This window comes from Exiguobacterium alkaliphilum, assembly GCF_018138125.1.
In the GTDB taxonomy this organism is placed as follows: Bacteria; Bacillota; Bacilli; order Exiguobacteriales; family Exiguobacteriaceae; genus Exiguobacterium; species Exiguobacterium alkaliphilum.
In genome coordinates this window covers 2,298,309-2,320,041 of record NZ_CP073101.1, presented here as the reverse complement: position 1 = coordinate 2,320,041, position 21,733 = coordinate 2,298,309, and the positions used below count along the sequence as shown (strand labels likewise).

Here is a 21,733-nt window from a genome sequence, read left to right as displayed (position 1 = left end):
TTTTCATGCGCGTGTGAATCAAACAGTTACATCAACAGGACGAGGCTCGTCGCCATGACCATCATCCCTGCGACCATGCCATAGACCGCATGATGGGCGCGACCGTACTCTCGTGCGGCTGGCAACAACTCATCGAGCGAGATGAACACCATGATGCCTCCGACCGCGGCGAACAACAGACCGAAGATCGTGTCGTTCAAGAACGGCATGAGGATGAGGAACCCGACGATGGCGCCTGCCGGTTCGGCAAGCCCCGATAAGAACGAGTATTTGAGTGCTTTCTTCCGCGAACCGGTCGCGTAATAAATCGGCACCGACACGGCGATCCCTTCCGGAATGTTGTGAAGCGCGATGGCGATGGCGATGGCGAGACCGACGGCTGGGTCGTTCAACGCCGAGATGAACGTCGCGAGTCCTTCCGGGAAGTTATGGATTGTGATCGCGAGCGCCATAAAGAGGCCCATCTTATGAAGACGTTTCTTCGACGCCTCATTCAAAGGCGCTTGTGCAGTCGCTGTCGTAGCCAACTCGTGTGTGGACGGGTCGTGTTGCATCGTCTCGACGAACTTGACCTCGTGCGGATTCTCAGGGGACGGGATGAACTTGTCGATGAGCGCGATGAGGAGCATTCCACCGAAAAAGGCGAGCACGGTATAAATCGTCCCGGCCTGTTCTCCGTGGGCGCCGATCAGTTCTTCGAGCGCTTTCGGGAAAATCTCGACGAACGAGACATAAATCATGACCCCGCCAGAGAAACCGAGGGATACGGACAAGAAGGCCGTATTCGTCCGTTTGGCGAAGAACGCGATCATACTCCCGATGCCGGTCGCGAGTCCGGCGAACAAAGTGAGTAAAAAGGCGTAAACAATTGTGCTATCCATAAGTTAAAGCTCCTTTGTCATAAAATTTGAGTTTTTGATAAATTCAGCATACATCAAGTTTTGCCCTTGCGCAACATTTAGTCGCTTGCGCAAATTAAAACGTGGGAAATGGTCGCTTTGGTGTTACAATTTTAGGAAAACGATTGATAAATGTTTAGAATATTTGTAATGTTAACGAGAGAAGATTTTCAAACAGAACCTGTGGTGTAGAAAGGAAATTGTCGTATGTACAAAAAAGGGAATATCGCGATCTTTGCGGTCATCATGATTGCAACGATTCTACTTGCCGTCTTCACGGCGCCGTGGGTCGTGAAGAACACGAACCTCGGTCTCGACCTAAAGGGCGGGTTCGAAGTGCTGTATGAAGTACAGCCACTCGAAGACGGGGACGTCATCGACCAGTCGGCGATGAATGCAACCGTTCGCGCCATCAATAACCGGGTCAACGTCCTCGGGGTATCGGAACCAGACATCCGCATCGAGGACAGCAACCGAATCCGCGTCCAGCTCGCGGGCGTATCGAACCAAAACGATGCGCGGGAAGTGCTGTCGTCGACAGCGCAGCTCACGTTCCGTGACATCGATGACAACGTCCTCCTCGACGGGAAAGACCTCGCACCGCGCGGGGCCGCCCTCAGCTATAACCAACAAGGCCAGCCGGTCGTTGAGTTGACGCTTCAGTCGGCCGATAAGTTCGGTGAAGTGACATCGCAAATCGCGCAGCGTCAACCACCAGAAAACCGTCTCGTCATCTGGTTAGACTATGAAGAAGGCGACACATATGAAGAAGAGATTCAAAAAGAGAATTCGAAGATCGTCTCGGACGCATCCGTCACGTCTCCGATTTTGTCAGACAAGGCCATCATCTCAGGTGGCGGGATTGACGCCGAGAGCGGTCAACGTCTTGCTGACATTTTGAACGCCGGTGCGCTCCCGGTCAAACTTGAAGAGATTTACTCGACGTCGGTCTCGGCCCAGTTCGGCCAAGACGCCCTCGACAAGACGATCTTCGCGTCCTTAATCGGGATTGCCGCGGTCTTCTTGTTCATGTTGTTCTTCTATCGTTTGCCGGGCCTCGTCTCGATTATCACGCTCGTGCTCTATATCAACTTGATCATGCTGTTCTTTAACGGCATCAACGCCGTGTTGACGCTGCCAGGGATTGCCGCACTCGTCCTCGGTGTCGGGATGGCGGTCGATGCGAACATCATCACGGCAGAGCGAATCAAAGATGAGCTCCGTTCTGGGAAATCGGTGTTGTCGGCGTTCCGTGCCGGTAACCGCCGCTCGCTTAGCACGATCATTGACGCCAACTTGACGACGCTCATTTCGGCCGCGGTCTTGTTCTACTTCGGGACGAGCTCGGTCAAAGGCTTCGCGATCATGCTCATGATCTCAATCGCGATGACGTTCATCTCGAACGTCTTCATCTCACGTTATTTGATGCACCTCCTCGTTTCAAGTCGTCTGTTCGACAAACGCAAAGGATGGTTTGGTGTGAAGGAGAGTGAAATCCGTGAACTTTAAGCTCACTGAATGGAACTATGTGAAACATATGCGTACGATGTTCCTCGTCTCGTGCGCCATCGTCATCATCGGTCTCGGCATCTTGTTGTTCCGTGGCCTCAACCTCGGGATTGATTTCGCGTCTGGGACGCGGGTTGAAGTTCAAACCGAGACACAAGTGTCACAAGAAGAACTCGAGGCAGCGTTCCGCGAGGCGGGCGTCGACGAATCGATCTCGTCGGTCCAATACGCGGAGGGCGGCACGCTCGCGAACGTGACGTTCGTCGGACAGCTCGGGCAACAAGACGTCGCATCTGTCAAAGACGTCTTTACGGAGACGTTCGGAAGCGACCCGAACATCAGCACCGTCTCGGCCGAAGTCGGTCGTGACATCGCCCGAAACGCCATCTATGCGGTCGCACTCGCGTCGCTCGGGATTATTCTCTATATTACGTTCCGTTTCGAGTTCTCGTATGCGGTCGCGACTGTCGTCGCCATGCTTCATGATGCCTTCTTCATGATCGTCGCGTTCTCCATCTTTGGCATCGAAGTCAACTTGTACTTCGTCGCTGCGATTTTGACGATTATCGGTTACTCGGTCAACGATACGATCGTTACGTTCGACCGTGTCCGTGAGAACATTCAGGCGTATGAGAAAGAACGGAAAATCAAATCGATGGACGTCTACCGTTCAATCATCAACCAGTCGATTCAAGAGACGATCGTCCGCTCGGTCAACACGGTCATCACCGTCCTTCTGACGGCGCTCGCGTTGTACGTGTTCGGCGCCGAATCGATTCGCGGCTTCTCGGTCGCGCTTCTCGTCGGTCTGTTCATGGGTATGTACTCGTCGATTTTCATCGCCTCATACCTCTGGCTCCTTTTGAAAAAAATGACGCTCAACAAAAAGAAAGCAGAGCCCGCCCCAGAGGCGTGATTCAATGGTCTCCCGACTTCGGTCGGGGGACCTTTTTAAATGTCAAGACGGCACATCGTTCGCTCCTTCTGATATAATCAACAGTTGATTGGAGTGAAGGACATGTATCATGCAAAAAAACGGTGGGTGTATCCGGAGACGGATGCGACCGCGATTGAACGAATCCAAACCGAATTAAATATATCGCCTCAACTCGCGACGTTGCTCGTCGAGCGGGGGCACGCTGACGTCGAGGCGGCGCGCGCGTTTCTTCACGTCGAGGACGAGCTCACGTTTCACGATCCATACTTATTCGAACAGATGACGAAAGTCGTCGAGCGCATCAAACGGGCCGCGGACGACGGCGAGATGGTCCTCATCTACGGGGACTATGACGTCGATGGCGTCAGCGCCTCGGCCGTCATGTGGCACGCCTTGACCGAGATTGGCGTCATGGCCGAATGCTATATCCCGAACCGCTTCACAGAAGGGTACGGGCCGAACAAAGAGGCGTTCAGTTGGGCCGCGAATGAAGGGTTCACGCTCATCATCACGGTCGACTGCGGCATCTCTGGGATTGAAGAGGCGGCACTCTTAAAAGAGCTCGGGGTCGATTTGATTCTCACCGACCACCACGAGCCGAAAGAGACGCTCCCGGACGCGTTCGCGATCATTCATCCGCACATCGATGCTACCTATCCGTACGACAAGTTGGCCGGTGCCGGCGTCGCCTTAAAGGTCGCCCATGCGGTGCTCGGCCGCATGCCGGCAGAGCTCCTCGACTTGGCCGTCCTCGGAACGATCGCTGACCTCGTGCCGCTCGACGGGGAGAACCGTCTCCTCGCGAAGCTCGGCCTGAAGGCGCTCGACGAGTCGAAACGGCCCGGTATCCTTGCGTTGCGCGAAGTGTGCGCGTTGACGGACGCGCCGCTTACCGAGGAGTCGGTCGGCTTCGCGTTCGGGCCTCGCATCAATGCAGCCGGACGCCTCGACTCCGCGATGCCGGCTTTGCAGATGCTTCTCGCCGAGACGGAAGCCGAAGCGCTCGAGCTCGCGCAGCAACTCGATAAACAAAATAAAGAGCGCCAAGATATCGTCAAGACGATTGCGAAAGAGGCGACCGAGCTCGTCGAGGCCTCGATGACGGACGACCGCGTCCTCGTCGTCGCAAGCGAGCGCTGGAATCCTGGCGTCGTCGGAATCGTCGCGTCACGACTCGTCGAGGCGTATTACCGCCCGGTCATCTTGCTCTGTCACGACCCGAAGACAGGGAAGGCGAAGGGGTCTGGCCGCTCGATTGACGGCTTCGACTTGTTCAAGGAGCTGTCGAAAAATGAAGACATCCTCCCGCACTTCGGTGGACACCCGGCCGCGGCCGGGATGACGCTCTTGTCTGAGAACGTCGCCGAGCTCCGGAAACGATTGAACGAACAGGCAGAAACGATCCCGGACGAGACGTTCGTCGCCCGGGTCAACGTCGACTTGAAGCTCGACGTGAACGACGTGACGCTCGAGTTGATCGCCGAGATTAACAAGCTCGCCCCGTTCGGGATGGGGAACCCGTCACCGCGTGTCGTCGTCGCGGACGCACGGCTGCGGGACATCCGCCAAATCGGCCGGGACAACTCACACTTGAAAGTGCAGCTCGCCGGGGACAAACGTGAACTCGACGGCATCGGGTTCGGCTTTGGGCACGTCATCTCGGAAATCTCGAAGATGGCCCACGTCTCGCTCATGGGCAGCCTCCAGGTGAACGAATGGAACGGGATGCGCAAACCACAACTCATGATTCAAGATATGCGCGTCGACGATTTCCAAGTGTTCGACTATCGCGGCAAGAAGAAGTCGCTCCAAGAGCTCGACGAGTTGCCGAAAGATGCGACGTCATTCGTCTCGTTCCAAGGGACGTCTAAACCGTTCCCGCTCCACGAAGGTGACGAGCCGCTCAACCGCTTCGTCGTCTTGCTCGACTTGCCGGACGATGAATCTGAACTCGCGGACCGACTCCATGACGGAGTCGAGCGTGTGTACTGTGCGTTCGGTCAAGGCGACTCGCTGTTCGAGAAGTTGCCGACACGGGAGGATTTCCGAACATATTACGTCCACATGGCGACGTGCGAACGGAAAAACTTGCGTGAAAACTTGATTCGCCTGTCAATCGAGCGAAAATGGTCAAAAAATACGATTCAATTTATGCATCAAGTATTCTCTGAACTCGAATTTCTTGTTACAATGGAAGACGGACTGCCTGGAGTAAATCCGGAAGCGCCGAAGCGTGATTTGACGGAAGCGCCATGCTACAAACGTCGAGTCGGGAAACAACAACTCGAAGAGCGTTACGTCTATGCGTCGTTGGCGGAACTGAAAGAGCGGTTACAAACGTTGCGATCGAACAAGATGCAGGAGGCTTACTCATAAAATGGATTTCAAACAACATATTAAAGAAGTAGCGGATTACCCGAAAGAAGGAATCAGCTTCAAAGACATCACGTCACTTATGCAAGACGGTGTCGCGTATAAGAAAGCGGTCGACGAACTCGTCACTTACGCACAGGAGCGCGGCGCAGAACTCATCGCCGGCCCTGAAGCGCGTGGATTCGTCGTCGGTTGCCCGGCTGCATACGCACTCGAGCTCGGCTTCGTACCGGTCCGTAAAGAAGGCAAATTGCCGCGCGAGACGGTGCGTGTCGCTTACGGTCTCGAGTACGGGACGGACATCTTGACGATGCACAAAGATTCAATCAAACCAGGTCAACAAGTCGTCATCTTGGACGATTTGCTTGCGACAGGTGGAACGATTGAAGCGACAATCAAAATGATCGAACAACTCGGCGGTGTCGTCGCGGGAATCGGGTTCTTGATTGAGCTTGACGGCCTCGGCGGACGTGAGCGTCTTGAAGGATATGACGTCTTCTCGCTCATCCGTTACGAAGATTGATTGAAAGGGAAGCGAACGCTTCCCTTTTTTGAATAGTTTTTGAGTAAAATAACCCGCAACCTTTGACAGGTCGTCAGATTTTTTTGATAATAGTAAGTAAAATTAGAATGTACATGTACGTTCACTACTACCATGCTGCGTCGAATCCGAGACGATTGGGGCGGTAAGAAAAAGGGTGTCGAATGTTATGACCAAAAAACAAATCGTAAGTATTGAGGACCTTCTCGACGCGCTCGGGGAGTATATGGGTGAAGACGACATTGCCGAAGTGAAGCGCGCTTACGAATACGCAAAACGCCATCATACCGGTCAGTTCAGACGTTCCGGCGAACCTTACATCCTCCACCCGGTCCAAGTGTCCGGGATTCTCGTCGATATCGGACTCGACGCGACGACGATTATCGGGGCGCTCCTGCACGACGTCGTCGAAGACACGGACGTGACGCTCAAGGAGTTGGCGGATGAATTTGGTGCGGACGTGGCGATGCTCGTCGATGGCGTCACGAAGCTCGGGAAAATCAAGTATAAATCGAAGAAAGAAGAGCTCGCCGAAAACCATCGCAAGATGATTATCGCGATGGCAGAAGACGTGCGCGTCATCTTGATTAAGCTCGCCGACCGATTGCACAATATGCGGACGCTTCAACATATGCCGAAAGAGAAACAGGTCCAAAAGGCCGAAGAGACGCTTGAAATCTTTGCCCCGCTCGCACACCGGATGGGGATCTCGACGATCAAGTGGGAGCTCGAAGATATTTCGTTACGTTATATCAACCCGCAGCAATACTACAAGATCGTCTCGATGATGAAGCAGAAACGGACCGAGCGAGAAGCACTCGTCACGTCGGTCATCAAGGAAGTGAACGCAGTCCTCGAAGAAGTGTCGATCGAGGCCGATGTGAACGGACGTCCGAAACACATCTATTCCATCTATAATAAAATGGTGAAGCATAAAAAAGAATTCAACGAGATTTATGACTTGATGGCTGTTCGGATTATCGTCGATTCGATTCGTGACTGCTACGCCGTCCTCGGGATCATCCATACGCAATACAAACCGATGCCAGGGCGCTTCAAGGACTACATCGCCATGCCGAAACCGAACATGTATCAATCGCTTCACACGACTGTAATCGGACCGAAAGGTGAACCGCTCGAAGTGCAGATTCGCACGAAAGACATGCACTTCATCGCCGAGTTCGGGATTGCCGCGCACTGGGCGTATAAAGAAGGAAAAAACGTCGCGACGAACGGGTTCGATGAAAAAATCGCCCACCTTCGCGAGATTCTCGAGTTACAAAAAGATACGACGGACGCCGAAGAGTTCATGGAGTCGCTCAAAGTCGACTTCTTTAGCGACATGCTGTACGTCTTCACACCGAAAGGCGACGTCTTCGAGTTGCCGAAAGGCTCTGTCCCAATCGACTACGCGTATCGGATTCACACCGAGATCGGTCACCGGATGACCGGTGCGAAAGTGAACGGACGGATGGTGCCGCTCGACCATAAACTCGAGACCGGCGACATCATCGAGATCATCACGTCGAAACACAGTTACGGGCCGAGCAAGGACTGGCTCAAACTCGCCGTCTCGAGCCAAGCGAAAAATAAGATTCGTCAATGGTTCAAACGCCAACAGCGCGAAGAGAACGTCGAGAAAGGGAAAGAGCTCGTCGAGGTCGAGATTAAGAAACTCGGCTTTGAACCGAAAGAAGTCATCGACGATCAAGCGCTCGCCGTCGTCGTCGAGAAGTTCAACTTCGGGAACGAGGAAGAGATGTATGCGGCTGTCGGCTATCACGGCATCACCGCGGCCCAAGTCGCACATAAGTTGACGGAGAAGCAACGGAAAGAGCCGAAGCTCGAACTGTCTGATGCGATCAACGAGCTGAAAGTGAGCCAGTCGCCGAAGAAGAAGACGGCCGAGGCCGGCGTGACGGTGAAAGGGATCGACAATATGCTCATCCGGATGAGCCGGTGTTGTAACCCCGTGCCGGGCGATGAGATTGTCGGCTATATCACGCGCGGACGTGGCGTCTCGATTCACCGGAAAGACTGCTTGAACATCATCAACGAGCAACACCCGGAACGCCTTCTCACCGTCGAGTGGGAAGCCGGACAAGCGAAAGAGAAGAACTATAACGTCGACATCGAGATCACGGGATACGACCGGTCTGGTCTCTTGAACGATGTGCTTCAAGCCGTCTCGGCGACGAACACGAACATCGTGGCGGTCAGCGGTCGCGGGGATACGAACAAACAGGCCCGCATCTCGATGACGATCTCGATTCCGAACGTGAACCATCTGCAAAAAGTCGTCGACCGAATCAAACAGATTTCGGACGTGTACTCGGTCAGCCGAGTCATGATGACGTGACGAAAGGAAGATTTCAGTGCGTGTATTGTTGCAACGAGTGAAAGAAGCATCGGTCACGGTGGACGAGACAATCGTCGGCAAGATTGATGTCGGCTATCTTCTCCTCGTCGGGGTAACCCACGAGGATACCGAAACAGAAGTGAACTGGCTCGCCGACAAAGTCGCCGGACTCCGCGTCTTCGAAGATGCGGATGAGAAGATGAACTTATCAATTCAAGATGTCGCCGGTAAAGTGTTGTCGGTGTCCCAATTTACGCTGTACGGTGATACGCAAAAAGGGCGCCGTCCCGCGTTCACGCAAGCGGCGAAGCCAGATATCGCAGAGACGCTTTACGAGAAGTTCAATGACCGGCTGCGGACGCACGGGCTCGTCGTCGAGACCGGGAAGTTCGGGGCGATGATGGATGTCGCGCTCGTCAATGACGGGCCGGTCACACTTATGCTCGAAAAAAACGCTTGACAGAACGAGGCGTGATTCGGCATGATGAAGCATATAACCTAACACCTTTGATAAAGAAGAGTACGGTCACCCCACCAGTAAAGAGATCGATGCCGCGGCTGAAAGCATCGTCTGGATGATGACCCGAACGACACTTTGGAGGTGCTTCCTTGAACGTAGAGTAGGGGAAGCCGTTTCATCGGGCGTTAACCGATTTCGAGTGGCAGAGTTTCAAGCATTGGCTCTGCAACGAGGGTGGTACCACGGGAAACTTTAACAGGCTCTCGTCCCTTTGCGGACGAGGGCCTTTTTGTATTTTAAGGAGGGAATTTAGATGAAAGCACCACGCGGCACACAAGACCTGCTCCCGGGCACGGTCGAGACGTGGCAATATGTCGAAGCGAAATTACGCGACATCAGCGCCCGTTACAACTATAAAGAGATTCGTACCCCGATCTTCGAGACGACCGACCTATTTAAACGAAGCGTCGGTGAGACGACGGACATCGTCCAAAAAGAGATGTTCACGCTCGTGAAAAAAGGTAAGGACGAGTACACGCTCCGTCCGGAAGGGACGGCTTCGGTCGTTCGCGCCTTCGTCACGAACAAGCTGTTCGGTAGCCCAGACCAGCCGACGAAACTGTACTACATGGGACCGATGTTCCGCTACGAGCGTCCGCAAAAAGGTCGCTTCCGTCAGTTGCACCAATACGGTGTCGAGGCGATCGGCAGCAGTGACCCGGCCGTCGATGCCGAGGTCATCAGCCTCGCCTACTCGATTTACAAGTCGTTCGGCTTGAAGAAAATCAAAGTCGTCGTCAACTCGCTCGGGGATGCCGAGAGTCGGAACGCGCACCGCGAAGCGCTCATCCGCCACTTTGAGCCGGTCGCGCATGAACTGTGCCAAGACTGTCAGACGCGGCTTCACCAAAACCCGCTCCGCGTGCTCGACTGCAAAGTCGACCGCGACCACCCGTCGATGAAGACGGCACCGTCAATCCTCGACTTCTTGAACGCGGAGTCGAAGACGTACTTCGAGAAAGTGCTCGCACACTTGGATGCGCTCGGCGTCGCCTACGTCGTCGACCCGACGCTCGTCCGCGGGCTCGACTACTATACGCACACGGCGTTCGAAATCATGTCCGAGGCAGAAGGCTTCGGCGCCATCACGACGCTTTGCGGCGGGGGACGCTATAACGGTCTCGTTCAAGACATCGGTGGACCGGACATGGCGGGCATCGGTTTCGGGATCGGACTCGAGCGTCTCATCCTCGCTCTCGAGAACGAAGGGGTGCTCCCGGCACTCGAGACAGGACTTGACGTCTTCGTCGTCGCCCAAGGCGGGAAAGACGTCGAAGTGACAGCGACCCGTCTGTTGCAACTCCTTCGTATTGAAGGATTCAAGGCGGACCGTGATTACCTCGGCCGCAAGTTCAAAGGCCAATTCAAGCAAGCCGACCGCTTGCAGGCGAAATTTACCGTCATCCTCGGTGACGATGAAGTCGAGCGCGGCTCGGCGTCGCTCAAAGTGATGGCGACAGGGGAACAAGTCGACGTGCCGCTCTCGGCCGTCGCAGACAAAATTCGTGAACTATCGGAAGGAGCAGCACAATGATTGGACGCACACATATGAACGGCCGCGTGACCGAGTCACTGATTGGCCAAGACGTACAATTGAAAGGATGGGTTCAAAAACGTCGTGACCTCGGAGGGCTCATCTTCATCGACCTCCGTGACCGCACAGGCATTGTCCAAGTCGTCGTCCGCCCAGAAAACGAGGCGGTTCATAAACTCGCCGAGTCGATTCGAAGCGAGTACGTGTTAGACATTAAAGGAACAGTCCTTGAGCGTGAGAACAAAAACCCGAACATGCCGACGGGGAACATCGAAGTCATCGCTTCAGAAATCAACATCTTGAACGCAGCGAAGATGACACCGATTCCAATCGGGGACGAGGCTGAGAACGTATCGGAAGACCTTCGCCTCAAGTATCGTTATCTTGATCTCCGTCGTCCGGCGCTCCAAGAGACGTTCCGTCTCCGTTCAAAAGCGTCGAACACGATTCGTAACTTCTTGACGGAAGAAGAGTTCCTTGAAGTCGAGACACCGATCTTGACGAAGTCGACACCGGAAGGCGCGCGTGACTATCTCGTCCCGAGTCGTGTCCACGGCGGTGAGTTCTATGCGCTCCCACAATCTCCACAACTCTTCAAACAACTCTTGATGGTAGCCGGGTTCGATCGGTACTTCCAAATCGCACGTTGCTTCCGTGACGAAGACCTTCGGGCTGACCGTCAACCGGAATTCACACAAGTCGACATCGAGACGAGTTTCATGGACGTCGAAGACTTGATGGCGATGATGGAATCGATGATGGCACAAGTGATGGAAGCGACGCTTGGTCGGACGGACACGCCAGCGAAGTTTGAACGGATGACTTATGCGGAAGCGATGCGCCGTTTCGGTTCAGACAAACCGGACACTCGTTTCGGACTTGAACTCATCGATGTCGCGGAAGCGGTCACGGGAGCCGGCTTCAAAGTGTTCGATATGGCGCTCGAGTCGAACGGCCACGTCAAAGCAATCAACGTTAAAGGGGAAGCCGACAAGTTCTCACGTAAGGACATCGATAAGCTTCAAGAGTTCACGGCCGTTTACGGTGCGAAAGGCCTCGCGTGGCTCAAAGTGACATCGGAAGGCTTGAACGGACCGATCGCCAAGTTCTTCGACGAGACGTACGCGCAGAAGTTGATCGAAGCGACGAATGCGGAAGCGGGCGACCTTCTCCTCTTCGTGGCGGCTAAACCGACTGTCGTCGCGGACAGCCTCGGCGCGCTTCGCGTCAAGCTCGGACATGAACTCGGTCTGATCGACGAGTCGAAGTTCAACTTCCTTTGGGTGACGGACTTCCCACTCGTCACGTTCGAAGAAGAAGACGGCCGTTTCTACGCCAACCACCACCCGTTCACGATGCCAAACCGTGAGGACCTCCACTTGCTTGAGACGGACCCTGCGAGCGTTCGCGCCCTCGCGTATGACCTCGTCTTGAACGGCTATGAGCTCGGTGGCGGATCGCAACGGATTTATGAGCGTGACATTCAAGAGCGGATGTTCAAATTGCTCGGCTTCACCGAACAAGAAGCGGTCGACCAGTTCGGCTTCTTGCTCGAAGCGTTCGAATACGGCACACCGCCACACGCGGGTATCGCGCTCGGTCTCGACCGTCTCGTCATGATCCTCGCGGGTCGTTCGAACCTTCGTGACACGATCGCCTTCCCGAAAACGGCGTCGGCGAGCGACTTGCTCACACAAGCACCGAGCCCGGTCGCGGACGCACAACTCGAGGAGTTGTCGATTCGCACAGCCGTGAAAGAGAAGAAATAAGTGTTAGTCACAAGGACCCGTCAATTGGCGGGTCTTTTTTCATATATCTAAAGAAGGGAAATGATGTTATGATTATGGAATAAAATGTATGTGGAGTAGGGGTAATTATGAAACGAAACAAAAGCATGATATGGGTCGGACTCACGATGGCCGTGTCGATCGCTTTGTCCGGTTGCTTCGCAGAATCGAAAGCAACACCACAAACCAAGAAATCCGTCGATGAGACGGTGACAAAATCAGTTCCAGATCATGAGGACATGATTTTGTTGTCTAGCGCCGGGGAAATCGAGTCAGTCGGGGAAATGATGACGTATGACCTGTCGCTATTCTTCGCTGATCAAACACCGATGATCGCATCGGAGCATCTCGTCGACACGCGGATTGTCTATACGTATACGACGGGTGAGGCGGCGCATGAAGTGTTCGTCTATGATACGGAACAAGCGACGAACCAATCGATTTACAAAACGTCCAAAACGATTGGCAATCTCGTCGGCATCGATGACGAGTTGGTTTGGCTCGAGTACGACATGATTGAGGGTGAAACTTTTGCCTGGACGATCTTTCGGATGAAGATGAGTGAAACGAAACCGACTGAACTTTACGAAGGCATCAGCGCGTTTCAGACCTCCCTTCCTTATGTGGTCACTTCAGAAGACGGCTTTATGTGGGTCGACTATGTGGCGTCAGAGACAGTGACGACGTCAAGTCTGGTGCAGTATTCGCCGACGATAGGGTCGGTTGAAGCGTTACGGACGTATACGCTCCAAGAAGGGGAGAAACGAGACGGGGAATACCCATTCGACTACCGTGGTAGTGTGGATGGTGCGCTGATCCATCAGAGCTTTTTCGATCAAGGGGACAAAACGACGAGGCTCGTGTCGACCGATGGTTCGTTTGACGAAGAGATGGGCGCATTGATTGATTTTGAGATGGGGACCGATTATGTCGCGCTCGGCAAAGAAGGCCGAGCGGAGTTTGTCTCGAAATCCTCTTCCCAGACGTTTGAATATAGAGGATCACAGACGAAAATAACGTTTGATGCGTTTCGTTTCCTAGACGACGACCGGATCCTTTTCCGGGAAGGGATGAATCGGTTGTTGATTGCAGACCTAGGCCAAGAAAGTGTAGCGACGTTACCGAACACGAGCGGGACGACGTCGAAACCAATTTACGTCGACGGGCGTGTGGCCTATGGTGTGTTGAAAGATAGTGGCTTGATCACATTCAATACGATTGATATCAATTAAAAATGCGTCACTTCTGGTCAAAAGGTTAGAAGTGACGCATTATTAATTATGTTTCCATCTTTTTCGCCGTCCGCTGAAGCGCAAATCCAAAAGCGAACAGCGATGCGATCACGGCCGTCATCGAATAGACGGAATCTGTGAAGGCGAGATAAATGCCGAACAAGCCGAGTCCGAAGCTGAGGAGAAACCACAGCCAGAGGGCCGGATGATGTCGTAACGCCTCTTTCATCGGCTCGGGACGTTCAACTGACAACCGGTCCCGTCGGTCACGAGCAAGTTCGAGTTGAACACTTGGCCGTTGCTCTTCAAGACGAGCGTCCGCTTATCGTCACGATAGTCGATGATCATATCCTCGTCCAAAAAGATTTTCGTCCAGTTTTTGATGAGGATCGGTCCGACGTTCGAGTCGATCTCGACGTCCTCCGATGTCGTCTCGGTCACGTAGCGAATCTCGAAGATGCCGCTATTGCCGCAACCACAACCTTCCGTCTCATAAAACAAGTGCATCTGTCCGTCACGTTCACCTTTCAAGGCGTCGATGCGTGCCTTGGCGCTGTCTGTAATCTGTACGTTCATGTGTATCACTCCTTACTTGTATTATACCGCGACTGAAAAAAGATTGAAAAAGACGTGCTTCCCATTTTCCACTTCCTGCAAAAAGGCGTAAACTATTTGTTTAGAAGGGGGAAACGACATGATTTCACGTTTCTTTAGTTATTACCGTCCACATAAGAAGTTATTCATCCTTGATTTCTCATTCGCCATCCTCGTCGGTCTGCTCGAACTTGGGTTCCCGCTCGCCGTCCAGTGGTTCATCGATGATCTATTGCCAGGTGGGGAATGGAACTGGATTATCATCGTCAGCATCGGCCTACTCATCCTTTACATACTCGCCATGATGATGCAATACGTCGTCAACTATTGGGGACACAAACTCGGGATCAACATCGAGACCGATATGCGGGAAGAGCTGTTCACCCATATCCATAAACAATCGTTCCGATTCTTCGATAATCATAAGACCGGCCATCTGATGAGCCGGGTGACGAACGACTTGTTCGATATCGGCGAAGTGGCGCACCACGGGCCAGAAGATTTCTTCATCGCCATCATGACGCTCCTCGGCGCGTTCGGGATCATGTTCACAATCGATCCGCAGCTCGCACTCGTCACGGTCGTCGCCGTTCCGTTCTTGGTCGCGATGATCACATACGCCAACAAGAACATGAATAAGGCGTGGCAAAAGATGTATACGAACATCGGCGAAGTGAACGCGCGGGTCGAAGACAGCGTCTCCGGGGCACGTGTCGTCCAATCGTTCACGAACGAGACGTTCGAGATCAACCGGTTCCAAAAAGACAACAACTTCTATCGCGGCTCGAAGATCGAGGCGTACCGTGTCATGAGTAAGTCGCTCGCGGGCATTTATATCACGACGCGACTCATGACGTTACTCGTCCTCGTCTACGGGGCGTACTTGACGTATCAAGGTCAACTGTCTTATGGACAGCTCGTCGGGTTCATCCTCTACATGAACCTGCTCATCAAACCGATCGAGAAGATCACGGCGCTCCTCGAGATGTATCCGAAAGGGATGGCCGGCTTCAAACGCTTCACGCAACTGTTGGATGAGGCGCCGGACATCGAGAACCGTCCGGACGCGGTCGACGTGAAGACACTGAAAGGCGATATCGCTTTCCAAAACGTCTCGTTCGGCTATTCAGACTACCGCCAAGTGTTGACGAATATCGACCTCGACATTCAGGCTGGGACGACGGTCGCCCTCGTTGGTACGAGCGGTGCCGGGAAGACGACGATTTGTTCGCTCATCCCACGTTTTTATGACGTCACGGGTGGTGCAATCACGATTGACGGCATGGACATCCGTGACATGACGAAAGAGAGCCTCCGCCGTCAAATTGGGATCGTGCAACAAGACGTCTTCTTGTTCGCCGGGACGCTCCGTGAGAATATCGCCTACGGCAAGCTCGACGCGACGGACGAGGAAATCATGCATGCGGTCGAGAAGGCGCACTTGAACTCGCTCGTTGACGAGTTACAGTATGGGCTTGATACACAAATCGGCGAACGAGGCTTAAAACTTTCTGGCGGACAGAAACAACGGATTGCCATCGCCCGGATGTTCCTCAAAAATCCACCGATTTTGATTCTAGATGAAGCGACGTCGGCGCTCGATACCGAGACAGAAGCGATTATTCAAGACTCGCTCAATGAACTCGCGGCTGATCGCACGACGCTCATCATCGCGCACCGATTAGCGACGGTCAAGAACGCGGACCGCATCCTCGTCGTCACGGCAGACGGCATCGTCGAGGACGGGACGCATGACGAACTGAGTGAACAAGGTGGCGTCTTCGCCGGACTTTTGAGACGCCAACAGTTATAACGTTTTTAAGCAAGTTTGCAAAGATCTTGACACTCCCACAGCTAAAGCAGTGGGATTCTGAAGTGCTTGTGCGAGCGCAGTCCATTTCTGTTTTACTCAAGCCTTCAGATGAGGGTGTGCCATCACCCCTCCTGAGACAGACCATATAGGTTCTCAGGCTGATTGACTGTTACCATCAACCACAGGTCGTTACAGGTGTGTCCACCTGATGTTTTAGCGTCTTTTGCATGACGACAGGCATCGTTTTACCGGTCACATGGTTTCGTGACCGAACCGGATACGATTCTCAAGGAGCGATGGACACGGGCGTTTTAGAGACTTGTACTTGTCTATGGGATATATATACCCGAATGTCGGATGTTTTTCACATCCGAACTCACGTTCATCCCATGCCTAAAGGCGGGCTATGCCCGGTATGGGCTTTCCTGCTCGTATAATCTGTAATGATTCTCGAACCAAAAGAGAGGAAATCGGACGACAGCCGATTTCCTCTCTTTATTATGCCGGATCCACTTTTGCCCGATCGATGAAGGAGACGAGCCGACGAAACTGTTCGAGCCAAAACTGAAAGAACGGACCGATTAAGAAAATCGAGAGCACCGTCCCGAAGAAGACCGGTCCCCCGAGCACCCAACCGATCAGACAGGCCGACAGTTCCATCCACGTCCGCATCATACGGACCGATGTTTGGAAGCGGTCCGCTAAGGCAAGCGTCAACCCGTCACGCGGGCCGGCTCCATAACCGATGGCGACGTAAAGTCCGGCCCCCATCCCAATCACGAAGATGCCGAGGACGAGCCACCCGACGTTCAAGGCGATGCCGTCAAGTCGCGGCAGCCAATGGTGGTCGAGGATGAGGTTCATGAACACCCCGACGAAGATGGCGTTGACGAGGGTCCCGAACTGCGGACGGATGCGGTCGAGCAGATATTTGACGAAGACGAGCAGTAGCCCGACGAGCAGAATGATCGTCCCGACCGAGATGGGGGTATGACGGGCGAGGCCGAGATGGAGCACGTCCCATGTCGACACGCCGAGATTGGCCGTGATCATCATCGATGACCCGAGGGCGAGCAGGAACAAGCCGCCCATGAATAATGTCCACTTCAATGTGATGCGTAAAGATTGAACCCATACCGCCTGCATGTGTGTCGCCTCGATTCCCTAAAATGTTCCATCATCATATCACATTCGAACGGCAGGCAAGAAAAAAACGCCTCAGACGAAGTCTGAAACGTTCGTGATTATTTTTTAGGTGTCGGCGATTTTTTCGCCTTGTTCTTTTTATAATAATCGTAGACGAACGGTGCGACCGCCGTCGCGACTTTAATCAATGTACCGAATTTCCCTTTTCTAGCCATGTTGTAGCACCCCTTTCTCTTCTAAAGACATATATTCCACGAGTTGCAGAATTGAAAACATATCCGTTGCAGGTTTGACCGTTTCGTCGTTTGACGATGGCGTCATAATGAGAGTGGAGGTGTAACGATGAAGACAATCATTTGGTATGGAAACGACCTTCGTGTCGATGATCACTTACCGCTCGAGGAGGCGCTCCGATACGACGACCCGATTGAAGGTCATTATTTTATCCGGCCGGACGAGTTGATGGAGAACGCGTATGGGGTTGTCCCACTCGGACGACACCGCCTTCAATTTTTAAAAGAGACACTCGATGACTTGTCCGGTTCCTTGAAGGTGTTAAGTATTCCGCTTTACGTCCATGTCGGGTATCCGCTAGACGTCTTTGATCCAAACGATCGACTACTATTCCAATCCTCAATCGGTTACAACGAACGTCAAATTGAACGAGAAGTGACAACGGCTTGGCAAGGCGAGTGGCAAGCGTTCGATGGATTCACACTTTATCCGCGGGACGAAATTCCCTTTGAGCGGATGCCTTTTTTATTCACCGAGTTTCGAAAGAAAGTCGAGATGGAATCTGAGCCGGCTCGTTTGATTGAACGCGCGTTTCAACATGCAACACCATCCGTCGCGTTTCCAGTCGACGTGAAGCCGATGGAAATCGACGAACGTTCGGCGTTCCCGTTTCGAGGCGGGGAACAAGCCGGGCGGAAACGATTGGCCCATTATGTAAACGGACCGGTTCGGACGTACAAAGAGACGCGCAACGGGTTTGGCGTCGACGATTCGTCGAAACTATCCGCTTACCTTGCGAACGGGTCGCTGTCGCCACGTCGTGTCCTGCATGAGCTCGAGCGACACGAGGCGTCGCACGGGGCGAACGAGTCGACGTATTGGCTTTATTTTGAGTTGCTTTGGCGCGAGTTCTTCCAATGGGTGGCCCTCGAACAGGGTAAGCGGCTTTTCCGGGCCCAAGGCATCCGCTCGAAGGAAAAGTCGTGGCGCGTCGAGGAAGACGTGATCACCCGCTGGCAACGAGGAGAGACAGGCGTCGACTTCGTCGATAGTTTCATGCGCGAGCTGAACGCGACCGGATGGATGTCAAACCGAGGGCGTCAAATCGTCGCGAGCTACTTTGCGAAAGAGCTCGGACAAGATTGGCGTTACGGGGCGGCGTATTTCGAATCGCGGCTCATTGACTACGACGTGGCGAGCAATTATGGGAACTGGGCGTATCAGGCGGGCGTCGGTAACGACTCGCGCGACCGCCGCTTCAATATCGCGCGCCAACAAGAAACGTACGACCCGAACGGTGCGTTTCGTAACACGTGGTTATGACGAAACTGTCACGAGAAGTCATGGTTTCTGATTGACTTCTTTTTACAGACAAGCTATAGTTAAATCAACAGATGGGATACCTGAGGTGTACGAGAGCCGCCTTCGTTATTTTGAGCCAACACTTTGAATACGGGAGACCGAACTGCCATCCGGATCAACTGCCTCATCACGTGCAGGAGGACTTGTGAAGGGGACGCTAGGTCACCCACCTGCTTAAGCAGGTTCAAAAGCAGGGCATCGTCACGGCACTCCGGGCCCCATCGATTTTTTATTAAAACGTCGCTAGACGTCTTTTTTTTGTTTGTAATTCCGAGTAAAATAGTGTGAGAAAATAGAATTAATTTGGAGGAAGAGTATGTTACACCAGTTTTCACGAAATGAATTGGCCATCGGGCAAGAAGGTTTAGACACATTAAAAGGAAAGACGGTCGCCATCCTCGGCGTCGGCGGTGTCGGCTCGTTCGCAGCCGAAGCACTCGCCCGGAGCGGCGTCGGTCGTATCGTGCTCGTCGATAAGGACGACATCGACATCACGAACGTCAACCGTCAAATCCACGCGCTCCTCTCGACGGTCGGACAACCGAAAGTCGAAGCGATGGGGACACGACTCCTCGACATCAATCCCGAGCTTGAGCTCGTCAAACTAAAGATGTTCTATACTGAAGAGACGTTCGAAGAGTTCTTCGCACAAGACCTCGATTTCGTCATCGATGCATCGGACACGATCATCTATAAGATTCACTTGATCGTCGAATGTAAACGCCGCGGCATCCCGGTCATCTCAAGTATGGGCATGGCCAACAAGATGGACCCGACGCGAATCAAGGTCGTCGACATTAAAGACACGACGTACGACCCGATCGCGAAGATGGTCCGGACCCGTCTCCGGAAAGAACGAATCCATAAAGGCGTGCCGGTCGTCTTCTCGGACGAGTCGCCGATTGTCACGCGGGAAGACGTGAACGAAGTCGTCGGGAAGAAGGACGCGCCGATTCGTAAGGCGAAGATGCCACCGAGCTCGAACGCGTTCGTGCCATCGGTCGCAGGGCTCGTCGCAGCCGGTTATGTTATCAATGAAATGCTCGAGACAGCGGGTGTCGAGATCAACCGCATCCAGAAATAAAAAAACGACGCCGGCTCAGATGAGTCAGCGTCGTTTTTCCCAATAGTCGAGCCGCTTTTGCACTTGCTGTTCGAAGCCGCGGGGTGTCGGCGTATAATATTTCGGACGTTTCCGGGCCAAGTTTTCGGGCCAGTAGTTTTGTGGCACGTAGCCGTCCTTCTCGTCATGCGGATATTTATAGCCGGCACCGTTCCCGAGTTCACGGGCCCCGGGGCTGTGCGCGTCCCGTAAGTGAACGGGGACTGGCCCGCCTTCAATCGTCCGCACGTGATGGAGCGCCTTGTCGATCGCGGTGATGACGGCGTTCGACTTCGGTGCCGTCGCCAAGTAGAGGACGGCCTCGGCGATTGGGATCCGTGCTTCCGGGAAGCCGACATACTCGCTCGCCCGGGCGGCCGCATCGACAATCAACAACGCGTTCGGGTCGCTCATGCCAATGTCTTCGGCCGCATGGACGTAGAGGCGCCGTAAAATGAAGCGCGGTGACTCACCGGCCTCGATCATGACGGCGAGCCAATAGAGGGCGGCGTCCGGGTCGGAGCCGCGAATCGATTTGATGAACGCCGAGATGACGTCATAATGGCGGTCGCCCGTCTTATCGTATTTGATCGCTTTTTGTTGCACCGACTCTTCGGCGACGTCGAGCGTGATGTGAATCACCCCATCGACCTCGGGTGTCGTCAAGACGGCGAGTTCGAGCCCGTTCAAGAGGACACGGTAGTCACCGTCCGCCATTTTGATATAATGGTCAACAGCCGCATCGTCCATCTTGACCGTATAGTTGCCAAACCCTCGCTTGTCGACGAGCGCACGTTCGAGGACGACGCGCAGTTCGTCTGGTCCGGGCGGTTCGAGCCGAAACACCGTCGCGCGGGAAAGTAACGCCGCGTTCACTTCAAAACTCGGGTTTTCGGTCGTCGCTCCGATCAAGACGAGCTTCCCGGCCTCAAGTGCCGGGAGCAGGGCGTCTTGTTGCAACTTGTTGAATCGATGAATCTCGTCGAGGAAGAGGATCGTCCGTTCATTCTCAAAGTCAAAGCGCGATTCGGCTTCACGAATGACACTTCTCAGTTCATCGAGTTTCGCCGTGACGGCGTTCAATTGGACGAACGTCGCTTTCGTATAGTTCGAGATGACACGAGCGAGCGTCGTCTTGCCGGTGCCCGGTGGTCCATAGAGGATAATCGTGCCGAGCCGGTCGGCCTCGATGGCGCGGCGTAGCAACTTGCCTTCGCCGATGATGTGCCGCTGACCGATGACTTCGTCTAACGTCTCGGGACGCATCCGATTGGCGAGCGGGCCGCTATTAGATTGCTGGAATAAATCACTCATACGCACACTTTCCTTTCGACAAACGTTTGTTCGAACAGTATAACAGAAGGAGACATGAAGATGAAAATATCTACAAAAGGTCGCTACGGGTTGACGATTATGATTGCGCTCGCCCGTGAGACTGACAATAAACCGCTCAGTTTGAAGAAGATCGCAACCCGCCACGAGCTGCCCGAGCATTATTTGGAGCAATTGATTGGACCGCTCCGTAACGGCGGGCTTGTCAAGAGCGTGCGCGGCGCTTATGGCGGCTACCAGCTCGTCAAGCCGGCAGAAGAGATCACGGCCGGTGAGATTATCCGTTTGCTCGAAGGACCGCTCACAATCGTCGAAGACTCAGAAGCGGACGATGCCGTCAAACGCAAACTGTGGGATAAAATCAAAGTGGCGATTGAGACCGTTCTCGACGAGACGACGCTCGCCGATCTGGCCGAAGAAGACACGAACGGCTACATGTTTTACATTTAAGGATGAGGT

16 protein-coding genes, 1 other RNA gene, 1 pseudogene and 1 other annotated feature are annotated in these 21,733 nt (G+C 53.7%); of the genes and pseudogenes, 13 read left to right on the top strand and 5 right to left on the bottom strand.

The genetic code is table 11. The features are described from left to right. Window positions 1–26: 26 nt before the first annotated feature. Window positions 27–881: a zinc transporter ZupT gene (gene zupT / locus KB235_RS11965; RefSeq protein WP_211779745.1), complete on the bottom strand. Its 855-nt coding sequence runs from the start codon at window positions 879–881 to the stop codon at window positions 27–29. Between the two features lie 225 nt (window positions 882–1,106). Here zupT and secD point away from each other — a divergent pair. The 8 genes and pseudogenes from secD (at window position 1,107) to KB235_RS11920 (ending at window position 13,691) form a co-directional block, all read left to right on the top strand. After that, window positions 1,107–3,324 (top strand): annotated as a pseudogene (gene secD / locus KB235_RS15860) (protein translocase subunit SecD). A gap of 102 nt (window positions 3,325–3,426) precedes the next feature. After that, window positions 3,427–5,721 carry a single-stranded-DNA-specific exonuclease RecJ gene (gene recJ / locus KB235_RS11950; RefSeq protein WP_211779743.1) on the top strand — a complete coding sequence of 765 codons (2,295 nt, stop codon included), beginning with the start codon at window positions 3,427–3,429 and terminating at the stop codon, window positions 5,719–5,721. Between the two features lies 1 nt (window position 5,722). Continuing rightward, window positions 5,723–6,241, top strand: a complete 519-nt coding sequence (locus KB235_RS11945) for an adenine phosphoribosyltransferase (RefSeq protein WP_034809662.1) — start codon at window positions 5,723–5,725, stop codon at window positions 6,239–6,241. Between the two features lie 187 nt (window positions 6,242–6,428). Further along, window positions 6,429–8,618, top strand: a complete 2,190-nt coding sequence (locus KB235_RS11940; protein ID WP_211779742.1) for a RelA/SpoT family protein — start codon at window positions 6,429–6,431, stop codon at window positions 8,616–8,618. Window positions 8,619–8,634: 16 nt separating this feature from the next. Then, window positions 8,635–9,078: a D-aminoacyl-tRNA deacylase gene (gene dtd, locus KB235_RS11935; RefSeq protein ID WP_211779741.1), complete on the top strand. Its 444-nt coding sequence runs from the start codon at window positions 8,635–8,637 to the stop codon at window positions 9,076–9,078. Window positions 9,079–9,116: 38 nt separating this feature from the next. Then, window positions 9,117–9,352 (top strand) — a binding site (T-box leader). A 39-nt stretch (window positions 9,353–9,391) separates the two neighbouring features. Next, window positions 9,392–10,672 (top strand): histidine--tRNA ligase, encoded by a 1,281-nt coding sequence (gene hisS, locus KB235_RS11930; RefSeq protein ID WP_211779740.1) that lies wholly within the window; start codon window positions 9,392–9,394, stop codon window positions 10,670–10,672. Further along, on the top strand, window positions 10,669–12,441 hold the full coding sequence (gene aspS / locus KB235_RS11925) for an aspartate--tRNA ligase (protein WP_211779739.1): 1,773 nt from the start codon (window positions 10,669–10,671) through the stop codon (window positions 12,439–12,441). The genes hisS and aspS overlap by 4 nt, the downstream gene beginning before the upstream one ends. A 107-nt stretch (window positions 12,442–12,548) precedes the next feature. Then, on the top strand, window positions 12,549–13,691 hold the full coding sequence (locus KB235_RS11920) for a hypothetical protein (RefSeq protein WP_211779738.1): 1,143 nt from the start codon (window positions 12,549–12,551) through the stop codon (window positions 13,689–13,691). Window positions 13,692–13,737: 46 nt separating this feature from the next. Here the strand turns inward: KB235_RS11920 and KB235_RS11915 are convergent, their stop codons facing one another. Together KB235_RS11915 and KB235_RS11910 are read right to left on the bottom strand one after the other, a co-directional pair. Continuing rightward, a complete protein-coding gene (locus KB235_RS11915) occupies window positions 13,738–13,920 on the bottom strand; it encodes a hypothetical protein (RefSeq protein ID WP_211779737.1) in 183 nt (60 codons plus the stop codon). After that, window positions 13,917–14,267, bottom strand: a complete 351-nt coding sequence (locus KB235_RS11910; protein WP_034809652.1) for an iron-sulfur cluster biosynthesis family protein — start codon at window positions 14,265–14,267, stop codon at window positions 13,917–13,919. Before KB235_RS11910 ends, KB235_RS11915 begins: the two co-directional genes overlap by 4 nt. A 118-nt stretch (window positions 14,268–14,385) precedes the next feature. Here KB235_RS11910 and KB235_RS11905 point away from each other — a divergent pair, with 118 nt between their 5' ends. Beyond that, a complete protein-coding gene (locus KB235_RS11905; protein WP_211779736.1) occupies window positions 14,386–16,098 on the top strand; it encodes an ABC transporter ATP-binding protein in 1,713 nt (570 codons plus the stop codon). Between the two features lie 498 nt (window positions 16,099–16,596). Here the strand turns inward: KB235_RS11905 and KB235_RS11900 are convergent, their stop codons facing one another. Continuing rightward, complete coding sequence (locus KB235_RS11900) at window positions 16,597–17,244, bottom strand: YczE/YyaS/YitT family protein (protein ID WP_211779735.1); 648 nt, start codon at window positions 17,242–17,244, stop codon at window positions 16,597–16,599. A 342-nt stretch (window positions 17,245–17,586) separates the two neighbouring features. On the opposite strand from KB235_RS11900, the gene KB235_RS11895 reads away from it, so the two are divergent. From KB235_RS11895 to KB235_RS11885, 3 genes are all read left to right on the top strand, one after another. Next, window positions 17,587–18,801 carry a DASH family cryptochrome gene (locus KB235_RS11895; protein ID WP_211779734.1) on the top strand — a complete coding sequence of 405 codons (1,215 nt, stop codon included), beginning with the start codon at window positions 17,587–17,589 and terminating at the stop codon, window positions 18,799–18,801. A gap of 74 nt (window positions 18,802–18,875) precedes the next feature. Further along, a non-coding RNA gene (ssrS, locus tag KB235_RS11890) (6S RNA) lies at window positions 18,876–19,062 on the top strand. 94 nt (window positions 19,063–19,156) lie between these two features. After that, a complete protein-coding gene (locus KB235_RS11885) occupies window positions 19,157–19,924 on the top strand; it encodes a tRNA threonylcarbamoyladenosine dehydratase (protein ID WP_034809640.1) in 768 nt (255 codons plus the stop codon). A 24-nt stretch (window positions 19,925–19,948) separates the two neighbouring features. Here the strand turns inward: KB235_RS11885 and KB235_RS11880 are convergent, their stop codons facing one another. Continuing rightward, a complete protein-coding gene (locus tag KB235_RS11880; protein WP_034809637.1) occupies window positions 19,949–21,256 on the bottom strand; it encodes a replication-associated recombination protein A in 1,308 nt (435 codons plus the stop codon). A 60-nt stretch (window positions 21,257–21,316) separates the two neighbouring features. Between KB235_RS11880 and cymR the strand changes: the two genes are divergently transcribed. Beyond that, window positions 21,317–21,724, top strand: a complete 408-nt coding sequence (gene cymR, locus KB235_RS11875; RefSeq protein ID WP_211779733.1) for a cysteine metabolism transcriptional regulator CymR — start codon at window positions 21,317–21,319, stop codon at window positions 21,722–21,724. The last annotated feature ends 9 nt before the right edge of the window (window positions 21,725–21,733 follow it).

What these genes read in the sequence shown, in the direction of transcription:
- zupT (WP_211779745.1), bottom strand. Translation starts at nt 881, where the DNA reads ATGGATAGCACAATTGTTTACGCCTTTTTACTCACTTTGTTCGCCGGA.
- KB235_RS11885 (WP_034809640.1), top strand. Translation starts at nt 19,157, where the DNA reads ATGTTACACCAGTTTTCACGAAATGAATTGGCCATCGGGCAAGAAGGT.
- KB235_RS11910 (WP_034809652.1), bottom strand. Translation starts at nt 14,267, where the DNA reads ATGAACGTACAGATTACAGACAGCGCCAAGGCACGCATCGACGCCTTG.
- KB235_RS11900 (WP_211779735.1), bottom strand. Translation starts at nt 17,244, where the DNA reads ATGCAGGCGGTATGGGTTCAATCTTTACGCATCACATTGAAGTGGACA.
- KB235_RS11880 (WP_034809637.1), bottom strand. Translation starts at nt 21,256, where the DNA reads ATGAGTGATTTATTCCAGCAATCTAATAGCGGCCCGCTCGCCAATCGG.
- KB235_RS11895 (WP_211779734.1), top strand. Translation starts at nt 17,587, where the DNA reads ATGAAGACAATCATTTGGTATGGAAACGACCTTCGTGTCGATGATCAC.
- aspS (WP_211779739.1), top strand. Translation starts at nt 10,669, where the DNA reads ATGATTGGACGCACACATATGAACGGCCGCGTGACCGAGTCACTGATT.
- KB235_RS11920 (WP_211779738.1), top strand. Translation starts at nt 12,549, where the DNA reads ATGAAACGAAACAAAAGCATGATATGGGTCGGACTCACGATGGCCGTG.
- cymR (WP_211779733.1), top strand. Translation starts at nt 21,317, where the DNA reads ATGAAAATATCTACAAAAGGTCGCTACGGGTTGACGATTATGATTGCG.
- KB235_RS11945 (WP_034809662.1), top strand. Translation starts at nt 5,723, where the DNA reads ATGGATTTCAAACAACATATTAAAGAAGTAGCGGATTACCCGAAAGAA.
- KB235_RS11915 (WP_211779737.1), bottom strand. Translation starts at nt 13,920, where the DNA reads ATGAAAGAGGCGTTACGACATCATCCGGCCCTCTGGCTGTGGTTTCTC.
- hisS (WP_211779740.1), top strand. Translation starts at nt 9,392, where the DNA reads ATGAAAGCACCACGCGGCACACAAGACCTGCTCCCGGGCACGGTCGAG.
- KB235_RS11940 (WP_211779742.1), top strand. Translation starts at nt 6,429, where the DNA reads ATGACCAAAAAACAAATCGTAAGTATTGAGGACCTTCTCGACGCGCTC.
- KB235_RS11905 (WP_211779736.1), top strand. Translation starts at nt 14,386, where the DNA reads ATGATTTCACGTTTCTTTAGTTATTACCGTCCACATAAGAAGTTATTC.
- recJ (WP_211779743.1), top strand. Translation starts at nt 3,427, where the DNA reads ATGTATCATGCAAAAAAACGGTGGGTGTATCCGGAGACGGATGCGACC.